We start from the raw sequence: 14,595 nt of genomic DNA, 5'->3' as shown, positions 1-14,595 counted from the left end.
ATTTAATAAAAAAAGACCCTGTGATGAGATTCATCACAAAAGTCCTTTCTTACTTACTTTTTGGAGCGATGGTTAACACGCCGGCAGCAATTTCTTCCAACGCCATTCCAACTGATTTTACTGACTTATAATGGGAAAGCAGTGGTTTCGCACCTTGATCAAGTTCTTCAGCTCTTTTGCTTGCTAACATAACGAGCGAATATCTTGAATCAACGTGTTGCAATAAATCTTCAAGTGGTGGATAAATAAACATTAAACTTCATCTCCTAATTTATTAAGATAATTTGGCATAACACGGTTTACCTTTAAACGTTCACTTTTAACAATTGTTTTAATTCGGTCTACCGCATTTGAAACCTTATCATTCACAACTGCATAATCATAGTTTTGCATCATTCGGATTTCCTTAGAAGCTTTTTCAATTCGTTTGTTGATAACTTCAATATCATCAGTCCCACGGCCAACCAAACGATCCCTAAGTGAATCAATGTCAGGTGGAGTTAGGAAAATAAAAACTCCATCGGGGCAGTTGGCACGCACCTGCATGGCACCATTAACTTCAATTTCCAGAAAAACATCTCTTCCTGAATCTAATGTCTCGTTTACGTATTGTAACGGGGTGCCATAATAATTGTCAACATACTTAGCATACTCCAGCATCTTACCATTTTTAATATTCTGTTCAAATTGATCCTTTGAAACAAAGTAATAATCAACCCCGTTAACTTCTCCCTCACGGGGTTTTCTGGTAGTCATCGAGATTGAATACTTGAAATCGACATCAGGCTCATTAAAAAGGGCTTTTCTAACCGTTCCCTTCCCCACTCCACTTGGACCAGAAAGAACAATTAACATTCCTCTTTCACTCACTTAAACCGCTCCTTTTTCGTAACTTCTTTATATATATTATGCAATTTATAAATCAATTAATCAATAAGAGATAAAATGAATGCTATTTAATTTTTTGTCTTTTTTGTTGATTGGCCAAGTTTAAAAGTTCAGAAGCGTGTTCCATGGTTAACTTAGTAACTGTGGTTCCTGCTAACATTCTAGCAAGTTCCTTAACTCGTTGCTCACCTGATAAGGGTTGAACCGAAGTTTCCGTTCGATTATTAGAATCAACATGCTTCGAGATGAAATCATGATTATCAGCCATGGCGGCAACCTGTGGCAGATGGGTGATACACAAAACCTGGGATTTCTTACCAATTGCACTAATTTTATCTGCAATTGCTTGAGCCACTCTTCCCGAAACACCCGTATCTACCTCGTCAAACACGATTGAAGTTACTCCTTGGACGCGGGAAAAGATCGTTTTAAGAGCTAACATAATTCGAGAAAGTTCACCACCTGAGGCAATTTTGGATAACGGTGCCATGTCCTCACCCGGATTCGTTCGGATGTAAAACTCAACTTCTTCAATTCCATTTCGATTAAAAGTATCTTTAGGTAAATTGGAAAAACGAACTTCGAACTGCGTTTTATCCATGTACAAATCAGCTAATTGTTGATGAATTTCAGCAGTTAACTTTTCGGCTTGCTGATGTCTAATATCACTTAACTTTTTCCCAAGTTTATTTAATTCTTTGACGGAAGCATTGAAGCGTTCTTCTAAATTATTGCCACTCTTTTCATCCGTCTCCATATCAGTTAATTCACCAGAGATTTTATCGTAATACTTTAAAATCTGTTTAATCGAATCACCGTATTTTCGTTTTAACTCAAAAATAGTATTTAAGCGTTGCTCAACTTCGTTCAATCTGTCAGGGTCAAACTCCAAATTATCCATCTGATTACTAATCTCTCCAGAAGCATCTTGCAGCGTATAATAAGCATTTTTAACATTCTCAGAAATTGACTTAAACTCATCATCTAACCGTTCTAAATCTTCAAGAGCATTCATGGCATCCCCGATCATATCAATCGGACTAATACTTTCATCACCATTAATATCATTAAAACTTCTTCCTAGACTATCGCTAATGGCTTGAAAATTATTTAAACGATCCCTTTCGGCTATCAGATCTTCTTCTTCGCCATCCGTTAAATCAGCCGTTTCAATTTCATTTACCTGGTACTTAAGCATATCAATGCGTTGAGCCCATTCTTTTTCATTTTTATTTTTATTATTTAATTCTTTCTTTAATTTAAGGTATTTTTCATATTGTTCCTGATAAAGCTTAAGCGTAGGTTTGAGGCTGTCGCCAGCAAATTCATCAAGTAACCCAATGTGCTTATCAGGTTGCATCAGCGCTTGATGTTCATTTTGTCCATAAATATCAACCAAAGTTTCGCCAACTTTTTTTAGCGTATTTGTATTCACCAATATGCCATTGATGCGACATACGTTGCGGCCATTACGATATAATTCACGCTGTAAAATTACCGTATCATCATCATGTTCGATCCCAAATTTATCCAACACATGAGCAGTAAGACCATCTTTAGGAATGGCAAACATTCCCTGTAAAATTGATTTGTTCGCACCCTTTCTAATAAAGTGAGACGATCCCCTACCACCAGCAAGTAGACCAACGGCATCAATAATAATCGACTTTCCTGCACCAGTTTCTCCTGACAGAACTGTCATCCCTGAGTAAAAATTAACTTCCAATTGATCAATAATCGCAAAGTCTTTGATTGAAATTTCCTGTAACAACTTCTCACCTTCTTAATTATTTAAACTTTTATAAGCCCGATCCATGACATCTTCAACTGCAACATCGTTTCCTACTTCAGGATCATCAGATGACTTTAGATGAATCAAGAATTCGATATTCCCTTCACCACCCTTGATGGGAGAAAAATCAAGTCCTAAAACAGAAAAACCAGCCTCAGTCGCAAACTGAATGACGTTAGTAATCACCTGTTTATGCACGTTTTTGTCCCTTACAATGCCATGCTTACCAACGTTTCCACGACCAGCCTCAAACTGGGGTTTTATTAATGCCACTACTTCCCCATTTTTAACTAAAATTGATTTTAAGGGCTTTAAAATTAATTTAAGAGAAATAAAAGAAACGTCAATTGAGGCGAAACTAGGTTCTCCACAAGTAAAATCTTCTGGTTTACTGTACCTAAAATTAGTATTCTCCATTACAACAACACGAGGGTCGTTTCTAAGCTTCCAAACTAATTGGTTTGTCCCAACATCTAAGGCGTAACTCAATTTAGCTCCATTTTGTAACATTACATCCGTAAATCCACCGGTGGAGGATCCGATGTCCAAAACGATTCTATCACGAACACTAATATTAAAACTTTTGAGTGCTTTTGCTAATTTTAATCCACCCCGACTGACAAAGGGAAGTGCATTTCCCTTTAAATGCAGCTTGGTTTCAACTGGAATCTTCACCCCAGGCTTATCCATGCGTTGTTCATTTTTTCCAAGTACTTCACCAGCCATGACGGCTCTTTTTGCCCTTTCGCGTGTGTCAAACAATCCTTGCTTGACAAGTAAGACATCAACCCGCTCTTTATCCTTTGCCATTATAACCTCACTTTTTCACCACAAAATAAGATAAAAATGAATCTAACAAATCGGGTGAAAATTCATCCGGCAACTTACTTAATGCCTCTTGACTTTTACTAACAGTCTCATCTAATTTTTGAATTGCTCCATTAATTCCCAACAAATTTACATACGTATTTTTATCAACATCATCCTGATTTTCAAGGTTAGGAGCATCTTTAATATCATCAAATATTTGAAATGCTAGCCCAAAATTCCAAGCAAACGCAGATAAACATTTCCGACTTGCTTGATCAGCATCAGCAATGGTCGCTCCTGCTATAACACAATAATGAAACAGCTCACCGGTTTTGTTTCTATGTAAATGCATTAATTCATCCAGATTCAAATGTTGGTTATCTGAACTAACATCTACAGTTTGACCAGCTACCATTCCGTCTGGACCAGCAGCATGGGACAATAACTGAATCAATTGAACTTTTTTTACAGCTGACAAATCAGCTCTTGAAAGCCAGTTAAACGCTAACGTCAACAATCCGTCTCCAGCTAAAGTTGCAATATCAGCGCCAAATTTTTTGTGATTGGAGAGTTGACCACGACGATAATCATCATTGTCCATGGCTGGTAGATCATCATGAATTAAAGAATAGGTATGAACTAACTCAACCGCAGAACTGGTTTTAATGGTGGACTCGTCAACTTCGTAATTCAAAGTTTTTAGGGTGGCTAACGTCAATAATGGTCGTAATCGTTTTCCACCAGCCATCAAAGAATATTTCATGGCATCTACAATTAATTTTATCGAGCTCGACTTATCAATGTTTGTTTCTAAAGTTTGATCGATTTTCGGAATATATTTATCTTTAAATTCTGAAAGAGTTTGTTTATTGGGTGTCATCACTGTCTCCACCTTGTTGATCACGATCAAATGGGATTTCATTATCACTGTCATCCATCATTTTAGTAAGCGTTTTTTGTGCATTTGAAAGTGTCTTTTGCATTTCGTTACTTAACTCAACTCCATCTTTAAATTCTGAAAGAGCTTTTTCTAAAGGTACGTCTCCTTGTTCAAGTTGATTAACAATTTCTTCTAATTTATCCATATTTTCTTCAAAAGTTGGTTTTTTATCTGCCATTATTTACTGTCTCCTTTAAGTCCAACATGATCAACGGTTGCACTAGCACTTCCATCACTGAACTGAATACGAATGTGTTCATCCTTTTTTAAATCCTTAGCCGACTTAACTAATTTATCATGATCGTTTGTAACCATCCCATATCCAGAACTCATTAAACGTAGCGGGCTTAGATGGTCGAGTGCACTGACGTTTGAATTTAACTGAGTCCGTTTTGTTTTCAAAATCACTTGAACGGACTTTTTCATCGATTCAAGATAATAATTAACCTGTTTTTGGTTTGCATTGATGCTATGAACCGGTGAGTTTAATTTTAGTTGTTCTAAATAAGCTTGAAGTTGATTATGGTAATGATTTAGTAAATCTTTCATGTTAGTACCCAGTTTGGTATTTAAAGTATCTAATTGCTGGACATAGGATTCATAAAGACGTTCGGGCTGGTTAAAAACGTAAGAATTCATTACTTTATCGTATTGTGACCTCGAACGGGCCAAAATGTTATCCATGGCGTTATAAATCCTAGTCTGTTTAGTCTTTAAATCAAGAATTACATCACTAAGCACAGGAACTGCCAACTCAGCAGCTGCGGTCGGGGTTGCTGCCCGTTTGTCAGAAACTAAATCAGCAATCGTTGTATCAGTTTCATGTCCAACTGATGAAATCACTGGAATTTTACTATTATAAATAGCTCTTGCGACAATTTCTTCATTAAATGGCCATAAATCTTCAATAGAACCACCACCACGACCAATAATAAGAGTATCAAATCCGCCAATTTCGTTGACTCGGTTAATTTGATGAGCGATCTCACTTGCTGCATTCTCACCCTGAACAGCTGCTGGAAACAAAACAATTTGAGCAATCGGGAATCTCCGTCTAACAGTGGTGATGATGTCCTTAATAACTGCACCACTTTGAGACGTGACTACGGCAATTCTCTTAGGATACATTGGAAGAGGTTTTTTATGAATTTCCTCAAACAAGCCCTCTTTGGCAAGTTTATTTTTTAACTGTTCGTAGGCTTCATAAAGTTGACCCACTCCATCCGGTTCCATGTGATCAATATAAAACTGATACATTCCGGTTTTTTCATACACGGAAACATGTCCAGTAACAAGGACTTTCATTCCCTCCTCTGGCATGAATTTAACCTTAGAGAAGGCCGATTTAAACATGGTAACGTTAATTTTTGAGTTGTCATCCTTTAAACTAAAATATTGATGAGTTGGTCGCAAGCGAAAGTTGGAGATTTCACCGGTAAGGTAAACTCGTCCTAGGTATGGGTCAACGTCAAATTTCTTTTTGATATACTGCGTCAAAGCTGATACAGTTAAATATTTACTTGCCACTCTTTTTGCTCCATTCACACATATCAACCGTTTGTTGCATCAAGGTTGCGATTGTCATTGGTCCTACGCCACCCGGCACCGGAGTGATATATTCGATATTGTCACTTTTTGATTTGTATTCGACGTCGCCAGCCAATTTACCATTCTCATCCATATTTTGACCAACATCAATAACAACGGCACCTGGTTTAAAATCATCATCATTTAATATGGCATACTTGCCGACCGCTGAAATAACTACATCAGCTTGCTTCGTGTACTTTGAAACATCATCAGTGTGACTATGAACGTCAATCACGGTTGCATCGGCGTTAAGCATCAAAGCTAACATTGGCTTTCCAACAATTGAACTACGGCCAACAATCACAACGTTTTTACCATCTAAGTCAATATGGTACTCTGATAGTAAAGTCATAATGCCCTTCGGAGTACATGCAACCGGGTAATTCTCCTTAAGATTAAGAAATAACTTGCCGACATTAACGGGATGAAAACCATCCACATCTTTTGTAGGATCAATTGCCTCAATCACTTTGTCTTCGTTAATATGATCAGGAAGTGGCGATTGAACTAAGATTCCATTGATTTCAGGGTTCTCATTCAAACTTCTCACAATTTGGATCAATTCGTCTTGCGTGGTTGATTCAGGTAAAGCCTTCTTAATGGAATAGATGCCTAACTCTGTTGCCTTTTTTTCTTTGCTTCGAACATATCTTTGACTTGCCTGGTCATTTCCAACGATTACTACCGCTAATCCTGGAGTAATTCCAGCTTGTTTTAGTTTAAAAACTCGCTTTTTTGTTTTTAAGTTCAGGTCTTTTGCAACCTTTCTGCCATCAATTATGCTAACCACGAAAACATCTCCCGATACATTATTATTAGTACAATTCTAGCATATTATTTTTGTTCTAGCTAAATGTAAAAAAATAAGAACCCATCACGGGTTCCTATTTTTCAATCGCACTATCTAAAACGCCATTAATAAAGTTTCGTGACTTATCATCACAAAACTTTTTAGCTAATTCTAAAGCTTCATTAATGGCAACCTTATTTGGCGTTGCTTCTTCATACTTAATTTCATACAGCGCAATTCTTAAGATAATTAGGTCAGCTTTACTAATTCGATCAATCGACCATTTATTCGCTAAGTGATCTGTAATGATCTTATCAAGTTCACTCTTATGCTCTCTTACCCCATTAACGATTTCCAAGTAATATTCTGGCGCCCTTACATCTTCATTAGTAAGATAATCAAAAAATTCACTTGGTTCAACAGCATCATTACTTTCCATCGCAAATAAGGTTTGAAAAGCTAACTCTCTAATTTGATGTCGACTTATTTTCACTTTTTATCCTCATTATCGAATAATTTATCAGTATCAACTTTACCAGTACTCTTTGGAAGAATCATTCCTTCAACGTGAACATTTACGGAACCGATACGAAGGTCAGTCATAAACAACAACTGTTGTTTTACTTGATTTTGAATCTCTAAAGCAACCTTAGGAACCGAAACCCCGTAATTTAGGTATACAAAAATATCAACATTCAATTTGCCATTCTCAATTGCTAATCTGATGCCCTTACCGCGCTCTTTTCTTCCAAATAATTCGTTAACACTGGAAGAAAAACTACCACGCATCCGGTTAACTCCTTCAACTTGCACGGCCGCAATTCCAGCAATGACCTCAATCACACGAGGTGCAATTTTAATCGACCCTAGGTCTGATTTCTTATTGTCGAGTGTAATGAAACTTTCGTCTGCTGCCATAATATAACCCCCAATTGGCTAAACAATCAGATCATTCTGACCATTATGCCCGAGAAATGTAAGTACCGTCATCAGTATTGATCACTAACTTATCACCCTTATTTACAAAGAATGGAACTTGAAGCGTTAAACCAGTGGTCATAGTAGCGGGTTTAGAACCACCGGAAGCAGTATCACCTTTAATCCCAGGTTCAGTATCCGCTACTTCAAGTGTGACCGTCTTAGGCACTTCAACTCCCAAAGTTTCACCGCCGTACTGAATAACTTGAACTTCCATATTTTCTTGTAAGTAGTTCATTTCTTCTTTAACTTGCTCTCTTGGAATCGTTAGTTGTTCATAATTATCCATGTCCATGAAGACAAGTCCACTACCATCATCATAGAGGTATTGCATCTTTTTGGTTTCAATGTTAGCTTTTTCAACTTTAGCACTAGCCCGAAAAGTTTTTTCCTGAACGGCTCCCGTCCTTAAATTCTTTAACTTAGTACGAACAAATGCTCCACCCTTACCGGGCTTTACGTGTTGAAAACTAACAATCTTCCAGATGTTATTGTCAGCTTGAATGGTCATACCATTTTTTACTTTTACAATTGAAATTGACATTTTCATGCCTCCCACATATTTATGTTCCTATCATATCAATATCGATCACGTAAAAGCAAGTTACGATATTGATAAAAAAAGAGACCCCTGCGTTAACGCTAGGCCTCTTTGGATTTACTTAGTTGCTACTTCTGCTTCAGGGTAAACAGAAACTTGACGTTTGTCACGACCTAAACGTTCGAAACGAACAATCCCATCAACTAAAGCAAATAATGTGTCATCTCCACCACGTTTAACGTTCTTACCTGGATAGATATGAGTTCCACGTTGACGGTATAAAATTGTACCAGTTGTTACTGATGAGCCATCAGCAGCTTTAGTCCCTAAACGACGTCCAGCTGAGTCACGACCATTAGATGATGAACCACCGGTTTTATGGTGAGAGAAAAATTGTAGATTCATTTTTAACATGCGTTTACACCTCCAAATTAAAAGTGTTATTTTACTTCAACGTAATTCGAATACTGTTTTGAAATATCCATAAGTCCATTCATAAAGCTTTTAAGTAACGTTTGGACCTTAACATCATTCAAATGTTCAACCGGAATCTTAACTTGGAGATATCCTCCATTTTTTTCATCCTGTTCTACATATGGATCAATGTCACAAACGGTAATTAACCCGTTCACAGAAGAAATTGCTAACGCTGATACTGCTGCACAGACGATATCATGCCCATACTCACCAGAATCAGCGTGGCCAGTCACTTTAAATCCAGTTATTAAATTATGATTTAAATCAAATGTAGCTTTAATCATATGGCTTAAGCGTTAATCTTGTTGATAGTAACCTTAGTATAAGGTTGTCTATGACCCTTCTTTGATTGAGCACCCTTTTTAGGTTTATATCTAAAGATACGGATCTTCTTACCCTTACCTTGCTTATCAACTTTTCCTTCGACTGAAGCACCGTCAACTAATGGTGAACCAACCTTAGGGGTCTTGCCACTAACAAAGACAACATCATCAAAAGTAACCTTGTCACCTTCGTTAGCATCAAGTTTTTCAACAAAGATGGCTTCACCTTCAGAAACCTTGTATTGCTTGCCACCTGTTTCAATAATTGCGTACATGTAGTGCACCTCCTTATAATTTGCTTAGACTCGCCAGTATTAAGTGCCCAATGGACCTTAAAACTCAAACTGAGCGGTTGTAGCTGTGGAAGTCCACAATTACAACATCATAAGTATATAAAAATTAATGTTATAAGTCAAATGAAAAAGGGACACACCAGATATTAAGCGTGTGCCCCTTTCTCGAGATGTCGCAGGAGCGATTCGAACGCTCGACCTACGGTTTAGAAGACCGTTGCTCTATCCAGCTGAGCTACTGCGACATAAACTCAAACAACAAGAATAATTATATTGAATATCGAACTATAAGTCAATGGTTTTTAGTACATTGCTTGATTTAATGATCATTTAAAACCAGCTTTAAATCATCTTGCAGTAGACCGTTAAATCTATCGGTGATTGTATCTGGACTAAAGCCTAAATCAACAAGGCCGAACTTTAAGAATAAAGTCCAAGCGTGCTTATATCCGATCTTGCTTTTCTCATAATAACTTTTTAGTAACATATTCAGCATTGATAAATATAAAGAATTAAGGTCATCAGTCTTTTTCATTCCTAATAACTTATTTAACATTTCGTCATCTACAGTAATCACATCCACCCAACTTTGTAGGTTAGCAATTAGAAAAAAATCCCTGAAAGTCCTAATGTAACTTTCGAGCTGGTTGTCCCGATTATTCTCAGAACTAGTGATGTCCGTTTTAAGCATCCCAGAATTTTTAGCCAATTCAGAAAAGTGAATGTCTAAAGAAACATAAGAACTTGAAACATGAGTTCCAGGTTTCCAAATTGTTTGATTCTTAGCATCTAACTGCCGATATAAGTTGACTGTGTCCGAAACCATTTTGTTAATATCCATTATTGTTTTGCCACTCCTTAATTTGTTGTTTAATTTGAGTAATTTCTTCGGGATGTTGAACTAAATCATACCAAGTAACGTCCATCTTGTTTCTAAACCACGTTAGTTGTCTCTTAGCGTAGTGTCTTGAGTCTTGCTTAACATCTTCTACTACTCGATCCAAACTTTCGTTACCATTGAAATAAGGGATGAATTCTCGATACCCAATTCCCTTACTAGCAGGAATTTTACTCCCACCATTTTCAAAAAGCCATTTATTTTCTTTAATTAACCCGTTTTCCATCATCTGGTCTACTCGTTGATTAATCCGCTGGTATAGGACATCACGACGCGTATTAAGTCCCACAATCAATTCATCATACTGCCGTCCCTGATTATCCTGCTTGGAAATTGGTTTTCCACTAACAAGGTATACTTCGAGAGCCCGTAAAATGCGTCGTGTGTTTTGCATAGGTGTCTTTGATGCCGTTACGGGATCAACCTGATTTAATTTATCCCACATTTTCATTGGACCAAATTCGTTAAGTTCATTAATCAATGTTGCTCTAATTTCAGGATCATTCTTACTTCCTAAATTTAATCCCCTTAAGAGTGAATTAAGATAAAATCCAGTGCCACCAACAATAATTGGAAGATGCCCTCGATTCGTAATTTCCTTAATTAATTTTTCAGCAGCTTCAACAAAATCAACCACCGAATATTGTTCGTCAACATCAATGATGTTTATTAAATAATGAGGAATTCCCTGTTGCTCCGTTCGAGAAATCTTGGCAGTCCCAATATCTAGATGACGGTAAACCTGCATTGAGTCGCCAGAAATAATTTCTCCATTAAACTGTTTTGCAATTTTAATTGATAAGTCCGTTTTTCCAACAGCCGTTGGACCAACAATCGCTAATAATTTGTTCATAAATTCACCTAATTAATGATGTTCTATACTGGATATATTAGCGCAAATAACGCATAATAGACAAGTAGATAATAAAAAAGGAGGCAATGACTATGAGTAAATTTACACAAGGATTTACTACGGGAGTTGCAGCATGTATTGGAATCGCTGCAGGAGTTTGGCTTTCATTCAAGAAAACGGTGGTTCAACCAATGGAGGAACAAGAGTCCAAAATTAATGAAAACCGTAAAAGAGCAAACAGAAAAAGTCATTCAGCTCATTTAAGTTAATTATTAATAATAAAAAGAGAACTCGATCGAGTTCTCTTTTTATTTAACCCTTTTTAATTTTGCCATCCCATCGCTGGTAACCCTCGTTAAGAATTGAAATATTTTTAAAACCCTTTTTATGAAGGAATTTGGCAACTTTCATACTCAAAGTCTTATTCTGATCGTACAAATAAACTGGTAGATCTGGTCTCAGTTCTTGATAAAAACTTCGAAAAGTTGAATATGGCATGTTTCTTGAACCAAGAATATGACCATCATTAAAAGCTTTACTTTCACGTAAGTCAATAACTTGCGATTTGCGAATCCCACTTTGAAATTCATCTTCATTTAAAAACTTACAATAACGTTTGGCCATTAAAATAGTAAATTCATGGTATAACCACCAAATTAACAGAACCACTCCTAGAGTGATCAGAAAATAAAGAACTGAAACTATCACACTACTCAATTAAAATCTCTCCAATACTTTTATCTAAATTGTAATGCTAACGAAGCTGCACCAATTACCCCAGCATCATTACCCAACTGAGCTAATTTAACTTTAGTTGAATCTCTAATTGATGGAAAGGCATTTTCCTGGAAATATCTAGTAGTTGGTTGAAGCAAAGTGTTTCCAGCATTAGAAACTCCACCACCAATAATGATACTTGCTGGGTTCAAAGTATTTCCAATATCAGATAAGGCTAGTCCAAGGTAAAAACAAATCTTATCCACAACCTGATTAGCAAAGATGTCGCCATTATCTGCTAGGTAAAAAACCATTTTTGAAGTGATTTTTTCATCAGTATTTTCGAGATCCTTTAACCGTGAATGTCCCTTAAAATCTTTAGACATATCCTTAGCTACGTGAACAATTCCAGTTGCTGAAGCGTACTGTTCTAAGCAACCTCTTTTGCCACAGGTACAAAGGTAACCATTTGGTTGAACAGCAATGTGTCCAACTTCACCTGCTCCACCATTAACACCATGAAGGAGTTTACCGTTAGCAATTACTCCACCACCAACTCCAGTTCCTAACGTAACAAAGACTACGTCGTCTTCAGTACTACCTGCACCCTTCCAGTATTCACCTAAGGAAGCCACATTGGCATCATTGTCTAATTGAAATGGTAATCCAACCCCATTCTGAATCAATTCTCGAACTGGTTGTTCATCCTTCCAGTTAAGGTTAAAAGCTTCGGAAACTGTCCCCTTTTCACGGTTTACAGTTCCTGGTGTTCCCATTCCAATTCCAACAAAATCATTAATGGTTTTGTCAGAATCCTCGATATGTTTGTTGATTGACTTAACAATGTTCTCAACGATGTGAGCGCCCTTATCACTAGTATCAGTGAGTACTCTCCATTTATCAAGAACCTCACCATTTTCGTCCAAAAAAGCCATTTTAGTAGTGGTACCACCTAAGTCAATCCCAATCAAATTCTTTGCCATTCTATAGACCTCCCGTCTCATTTTTAGATTTTAAGTTTTTTTCTTCAATCCTGTGTTCACGTGTTAATACTAGTTTTGCGGATGTAAACTCTCGATCACTAACTACATGAGCATCATGAAGATGGTCGAGTTCTAAGGCCATTACTTCAATATCCCAAAGTCGTTTACCGACATATACATATATTCCAAATTTTTTTAACAGTTGTTGAACATCATATAGAGTTGTCATTTTAATCATCATCCTAAATTAACTATGTACAACGTGTCAACGAACAGAACCTAAATAGTACATTATTATTATACCAATAATTAAAGCGGTTGCATAAAATAATCTCATAATTTTATTTAAATTGATATTGTGCTTTAATCCTACAACAAAACTAATCAGGTAACCACCAATGAATCCGCCAATATGACCAAAAATATCAATACCAGGCGTAAAGATATCAAATACAAGGTTAATTACCACAAAAAGAATAAACGTCTTTGCAGTACTTCTGACAAATGAATCACCACGATACTGAAAAGCAATCATCAAAAAGGCACCGAATAATCCAAAAATAGCGGTACTGGATCCTGCTGAAATTCCACTTCCAAACGCGAAGCTCATTAAATTTCCACAAAATCCTGCAACCATAAAAATGACAAAATATCTTAAATGACCAACGATTGGTTCAATTAATTTCCCCAAATAATATAAAGTGATTCCATTAATTAAAATATGTTGAAAACCAATATGAACAAAAATGGGAGTAATTAGGCGCCACCACTGACCATCTTTTACTAAGGGGTTATATTGCGCACCAAACTTTAGTAGATTAACGGTGTTCTCTGAGCCACCACTTAAAGTCATCATTAAATATACAACTACCATGATGAACAGTAATAAGTACGTTACCCAAGGATAATTATTGACTCTTTTAAGTTTTTGTTTGATCATCTTAAATCCTCTAAAAAATAATCCGATCCAATCTAACGTCAAATGGATCTGGCTTCCAATTTAACTCAGAAACGATTTGTGATTTTTGGGCCAGTGAAACCTTATAGCCGTCAAATCGAGATAAATAACGATCATAAAATCCCGCACCATAACCAATTCTCTGATTACTATCAGGATTAAAAGCAACTCCTGGAACCACCATCAAATCAATCAAATTACTGATGATCGTCTTTCCATTAACGGGCTCCCAGATCCCAAACTTAGTCTTTTGAAACTTTAAAGTATGGCTAAGCTCAACAAACTCCATCTGATGCTTAGGAAGTGTATGAGGAACCACCACCTTTTTCCCATCATTTAAAGCCGCAAAAATTATGGGAGCTGTAGGAATCTCAATGGCTGTATTCATGGTTGTGGCAACCACCTTGGCGTTCTGCCATTCTTGAAGGTCAAAGAGCGCTTCATACAACCCATAAAAGAATTGATCCGATGGCTTAGCATTTTTCATTCTTTTTAAAACCAATTCTCTAACTTTATTTTTATTCATTTACATCACCCATTAATTTTATAATAAAAAAGATTTTGGGTAAAAACCCAAAATCTTATTTTGTTTCGCGATGTAAAGTAACTTTTCTATCACGTGGGCAATACTTTTCTAATTCTAAGCGATCGGGATTATTTCTACGACTCTTAGTTGATAAGTAATTGCGTTCGTGGCATTCAGTACATTCCAAAGTGATATGAACACGCATGTCAAATACCTCCAAACATATTCGTTTTTTATA

General features: G+C 36.6%; 23 protein-coding genes, 1 tRNA gene and 1 other annotated feature. Of the genes, 1 reads left to right on the top strand and 23 read right to left on the bottom strand.

Going from position 1 to position 14,595, the window contains the following annotated elements:
- Positions 1-49 precede the first annotated feature (49 nt).
- From rpoZ to miaA, 17 genes are all read right to left on the bottom strand, one after another.
- On the bottom strand, positions 50-253 hold the full coding sequence (rpoZ, locus tag AC6UDA_RS03485; protein ID WP_500693702.1) for a DNA-directed RNA polymerase subunit omega: 204 nt from the start codon (positions 251-253) through the stop codon (positions 50-52).
- A complete protein-coding gene (gene gmk, locus AC6UDA_RS03480) occupies positions 253-870 on the bottom strand; it encodes a guanylate kinase (RefSeq protein WP_500693701.1) in 618 nt (205 codons plus the stop codon). Before gmk ends, rpoZ begins: the two co-directional genes overlap by 1 nt.
- 82 nt (positions 871-952) lie before the next feature.
- Positions 953-2,659, bottom strand: coding sequence for a DNA repair protein RecN (gene recN, locus AC6UDA_RS03475; RefSeq protein ID WP_500706554.1), 1,707 nt, complete (start codon positions 2,657-2,659; stop codon positions 953-955).
- Positions 2,660-2,671: 12 nt separating this feature from the next.
- Positions 2,672-3,490: a TlyA family RNA methyltransferase gene (locus AC6UDA_RS03470; RefSeq protein WP_500706556.1), complete on the bottom strand. Its 819-nt coding sequence runs from the start codon at positions 3,488-3,490 to the stop codon at positions 2,672-2,674.
- 7 nt (positions 3,491-3,497) lie between these two features.
- A complete protein-coding gene (locus AC6UDA_RS03465) occupies positions 3,498-4,370 on the bottom strand; it encodes a polyprenyl synthetase family protein (RefSeq protein WP_500696732.1) in 873 nt (290 codons plus the stop codon).
- Positions 4,357-4,608 carry an exodeoxyribonuclease VII small subunit gene (locus tag AC6UDA_RS03460; protein ID WP_500693697.1) on the bottom strand — a complete coding sequence of 84 codons (252 nt, stop codon included), beginning with the start codon at positions 4,606-4,608 and terminating at the stop codon, positions 4,357-4,359. The genes AC6UDA_RS03465 and AC6UDA_RS03460 overlap by 14 nt, the downstream gene beginning before the upstream one ends.
- Complete coding sequence (xseA, locus tag AC6UDA_RS03455) at positions 4,608-5,957, bottom strand: exodeoxyribonuclease VII large subunit (RefSeq protein WP_500710942.1); 1,350 nt, start codon at positions 5,955-5,957, stop codon at positions 4,608-4,610. The genes AC6UDA_RS03460 and xseA overlap by 1 nt, the downstream gene beginning before the upstream one ends.
- Positions 5,947-6,810, bottom strand: coding sequence for a bifunctional 5,10-methylenetetrahydrofolate dehydrogenase/5,10-methenyltetrahydrofolate cyclohydrolase (locus tag AC6UDA_RS03450; RefSeq protein WP_500693695.1), 864 nt, complete (start codon positions 6,808-6,810; stop codon positions 5,947-5,949). The genes xseA and AC6UDA_RS03450 overlap by 11 nt, the downstream gene beginning before the upstream one ends.
- A gap of 94 nt (positions 6,811-6,904) precedes the next feature.
- A complete protein-coding gene (gene nusB / locus AC6UDA_RS03445) occupies positions 6,905-7,303 on the bottom strand; it encodes a transcription antitermination factor NusB (protein WP_500693694.1) in 399 nt (132 codons plus the stop codon).
- Positions 7,300-7,728 carry an Asp23/Gls24 family envelope stress response protein gene (locus AC6UDA_RS03440; protein WP_500710940.1) on the bottom strand — a complete coding sequence of 143 codons (429 nt, stop codon included), beginning with the start codon at positions 7,726-7,728 and terminating at the stop codon, positions 7,300-7,302. The genes nusB and AC6UDA_RS03440 overlap by 4 nt, the downstream gene beginning before the upstream one ends.
- Positions 7,729-7,771: 43 nt before the next feature.
- The gene (gene efp / locus AC6UDA_RS03435) at positions 7,772-8,332 is read right to left on the bottom strand and encodes an elongation factor P (RefSeq protein ID WP_039143941.1); all 561 of its coding nucleotides are present in this window, start codon (positions 8,330-8,332) and stop codon (positions 7,772-7,774) included.
- A 114-nt stretch (positions 8,333-8,446) separates the two neighbouring features.
- Positions 8,447-8,743 (bottom strand): 50S ribosomal protein L27, encoded by a 297-nt coding sequence (gene rpmA / locus AC6UDA_RS03430; protein WP_010021538.1) that lies wholly within the window; start codon positions 8,741-8,743, stop codon positions 8,447-8,449.
- 26 nt (positions 8,744-8,769) lie between these two features.
- Entirely contained in the window at positions 8,770-9,090 is a 321-nt protein-coding gene (locus AC6UDA_RS03425) for a ribosomal-processing cysteine protease Prp (protein ID WP_500693692.1), read from the bottom strand.
- Between the two features lie 5 nt (positions 9,091-9,095).
- Positions 9,096-9,404: a 50S ribosomal protein L21 gene (rplU, locus tag AC6UDA_RS03420; RefSeq protein WP_500693691.1), complete on the bottom strand. Its 309-nt coding sequence runs from the start codon at positions 9,402-9,404 to the stop codon at positions 9,096-9,098.
- 16 nt (positions 9,405-9,420) lie between these two features.
- Positions 9,421-9,493, bottom strand: a sequence feature (ribosomal protein L21 leader region).
- A 100-nt stretch (positions 9,494-9,593) separates the two neighbouring features.
- Positions 9,594-9,667, bottom strand: a tRNA-Arg gene (locus AC6UDA_RS03415).
- A gap of 74 nt (positions 9,668-9,741) precedes the next feature.
- Positions 9,742-10,263 carry a hypothetical protein gene (locus AC6UDA_RS03410; RefSeq protein ID WP_500710938.1) on the bottom strand — a complete coding sequence of 174 codons (522 nt, stop codon included), beginning with the start codon at positions 10,261-10,263 and terminating at the stop codon, positions 9,742-9,744.
- Entirely contained in the window at positions 10,253-11,173 is a 921-nt protein-coding gene (miaA, locus tag AC6UDA_RS03405; RefSeq protein WP_500710936.1) for a tRNA (adenosine(37)-N6)-dimethylallyltransferase MiaA, read from the bottom strand. Before miaA ends, AC6UDA_RS03410 begins: the two co-directional genes overlap by 11 nt.
- A 92-nt stretch (positions 11,174-11,265) precedes the next feature.
- Between miaA and AC6UDA_RS03400 the strand changes: the two genes are divergently transcribed.
- A complete protein-coding gene (locus AC6UDA_RS03400; protein WP_500693688.1) occupies positions 11,266-11,442 on the top strand; it encodes a DUF3042 family protein in 177 nt (58 codons plus the stop codon).
- 43 nt (positions 11,443-11,485) lie between these two features.
- Here the strand turns inward: AC6UDA_RS03400 and AC6UDA_RS03395 are convergent, their stop codons facing one another.
- From AC6UDA_RS03395 to rpmG, 6 genes are read right to left on the bottom strand one after another with little or no spacing between them, the layout of a single operon-like run.
- The gene (locus AC6UDA_RS03395; RefSeq protein WP_500693687.1) at positions 11,486-11,890 is read right to left on the bottom strand and encodes a rhodanese-like domain-containing protein; all 405 of its coding nucleotides are present in this window, start codon (positions 11,888-11,890) and stop codon (positions 11,486-11,488) included.
- A 20-nt stretch (positions 11,891-11,910) separates the two neighbouring features.
- A complete protein-coding gene (locus AC6UDA_RS03390; RefSeq protein WP_500693686.1) occupies positions 11,911-12,873 on the bottom strand; it encodes an ROK family glucokinase in 963 nt (320 codons plus the stop codon).
- A 1-nt stretch (position 12,874) separates the two neighbouring features.
- Positions 12,875-13,102 (bottom strand): YqgQ family protein, encoded by a 228-nt coding sequence (locus AC6UDA_RS03385; RefSeq protein WP_010021549.1) that lies wholly within the window; start codon positions 13,100-13,102, stop codon positions 12,875-12,877.
- 36 nt (positions 13,103-13,138) lie between these two features.
- Positions 13,139-13,813, bottom strand: a complete 675-nt coding sequence (locus AC6UDA_RS03380; RefSeq protein ID WP_500695700.1) for a rhomboid family intramembrane serine protease — start codon at positions 13,811-13,813, stop codon at positions 13,139-13,141.
- A 10-nt stretch (positions 13,814-13,823) separates the two neighbouring features.
- Positions 13,824-14,357, bottom strand: a complete 534-nt coding sequence (locus tag AC6UDA_RS03375) for a 5-formyltetrahydrofolate cyclo-ligase (RefSeq protein WP_500710934.1) — start codon at positions 14,355-14,357, stop codon at positions 13,824-13,826.
- Positions 14,358-14,412: 55 nt separating this feature from the next.
- Positions 14,413-14,562, bottom strand: coding sequence for a 50S ribosomal protein L33 (gene rpmG / locus AC6UDA_RS03370; protein ID WP_500693683.1), 150 nt, complete (start codon positions 14,560-14,562; stop codon positions 14,413-14,415).
- Positions 14,563-14,595 lie beyond the last annotated feature (33 nt).

This window comes from Fructilactobacillus sp. X8R4C1, from assembly GCF_059900905.1.
The sequence above is the reverse complement of the archived record's forward strand: the minus strand, read 5'-3'. Positions and strand labels throughout refer to the sequence as shown.

Bases quoted from the DNA above. Each gene is read 5' to 3' on its own strand.
- AC6UDA_RS03385 (WP_010021549.1), bottom strand. From the start codon at position 13,102: ATGACAACTCTATATGATGTTCAACAACTGTTAAAAAAATTTGGAATA.
- AC6UDA_RS03465 (WP_500696732.1), bottom strand. From the start codon at position 4,370: ATGACACCCAATAAACAAACTCTTTCAGAATTTAAAGATAAATATATT.
- efp (WP_039143941.1), bottom strand. From the start codon at position 8,332: ATGTCAATTTCAATTGTAAAAGTAAAAAATGGTATGACCATTCAAGCT.
- AC6UDA_RS03375 (WP_500710934.1), bottom strand. From the start codon at position 14,357: ATGAATAAAAATAAAGTTAGAGAATTGGTTTTAAAAAGAATGAAAAAT.
- AC6UDA_RS03390 (WP_500693686.1), bottom strand. From the start codon at position 12,873: ATGGCAAAGAATTTGATTGGGATTGACTTAGGTGGTACCACTACTAAA.
- miaA (WP_500710936.1), bottom strand. From the start codon at position 11,173: ATGAACAAATTATTAGCGATTGTTGGTCCAACGGCTGTTGGAAAAACG.
- AC6UDA_RS03460 (WP_500693697.1), bottom strand. From the start codon at position 4,608: ATGGCAGATAAAAAACCAACTTTTGAAGAAAATATGGATAAATTAGAA.
- AC6UDA_RS03470 (WP_500706556.1), bottom strand. From the start codon at position 3,490: ATGGCAAAGGATAAAGAGCGGGTTGATGTCTTACTTGTCAAGCAAGGA.
- rpoZ (WP_500693702.1), bottom strand. From the start codon at position 253: ATGTTTATTTATCCACCACTTGAAGATTTATTGCAACACGTTGATTCA.
- AC6UDA_RS03440 (WP_500710940.1), bottom strand. From the start codon at position 7,728: ATGGCAGCAGACGAAAGTTTCATTACACTCGACAATAAGAAATCAGAC.
- AC6UDA_RS03410 (WP_500710938.1), bottom strand. From the start codon at position 10,263: ATGGATATTAACAAAATGGTTTCGGACACAGTCAACTTATATCGGCAG.
- rplU (WP_500693691.1), bottom strand. From the start codon at position 9,404: ATGTACGCAATTATTGAAACAGGTGGCAAGCAATACAAGGTTTCTGAA.
- AC6UDA_RS03425 (WP_500693692.1), bottom strand. From the start codon at position 9,090: ATGATTAAAGCTACATTTGATTTAAATCATAATTTAATAACTGGATTT.
- rpmG (WP_500693683.1), bottom strand. From the start codon at position 14,562: ATGCGTGTTCATATCACTTTGGAATGTACTGAATGCCACGAACGCAAT.
- rpmA (WP_010021538.1), bottom strand. From the start codon at position 8,743: ATGTTAAAAATGAATCTACAATTTTTCTCTCACCATAAAACCGGTGGT.
- AC6UDA_RS03380 (WP_500695700.1), bottom strand. From the start codon at position 13,813: ATGATCAAACAAAAACTTAAAAGAGTCAATAATTATCCTTGGGTAACG.
- AC6UDA_RS03400 (WP_500693688.1), top strand. From the start codon at position 11,266: ATGAGTAAATTTACACAAGGATTTACTACGGGAGTTGCAGCATGTATT.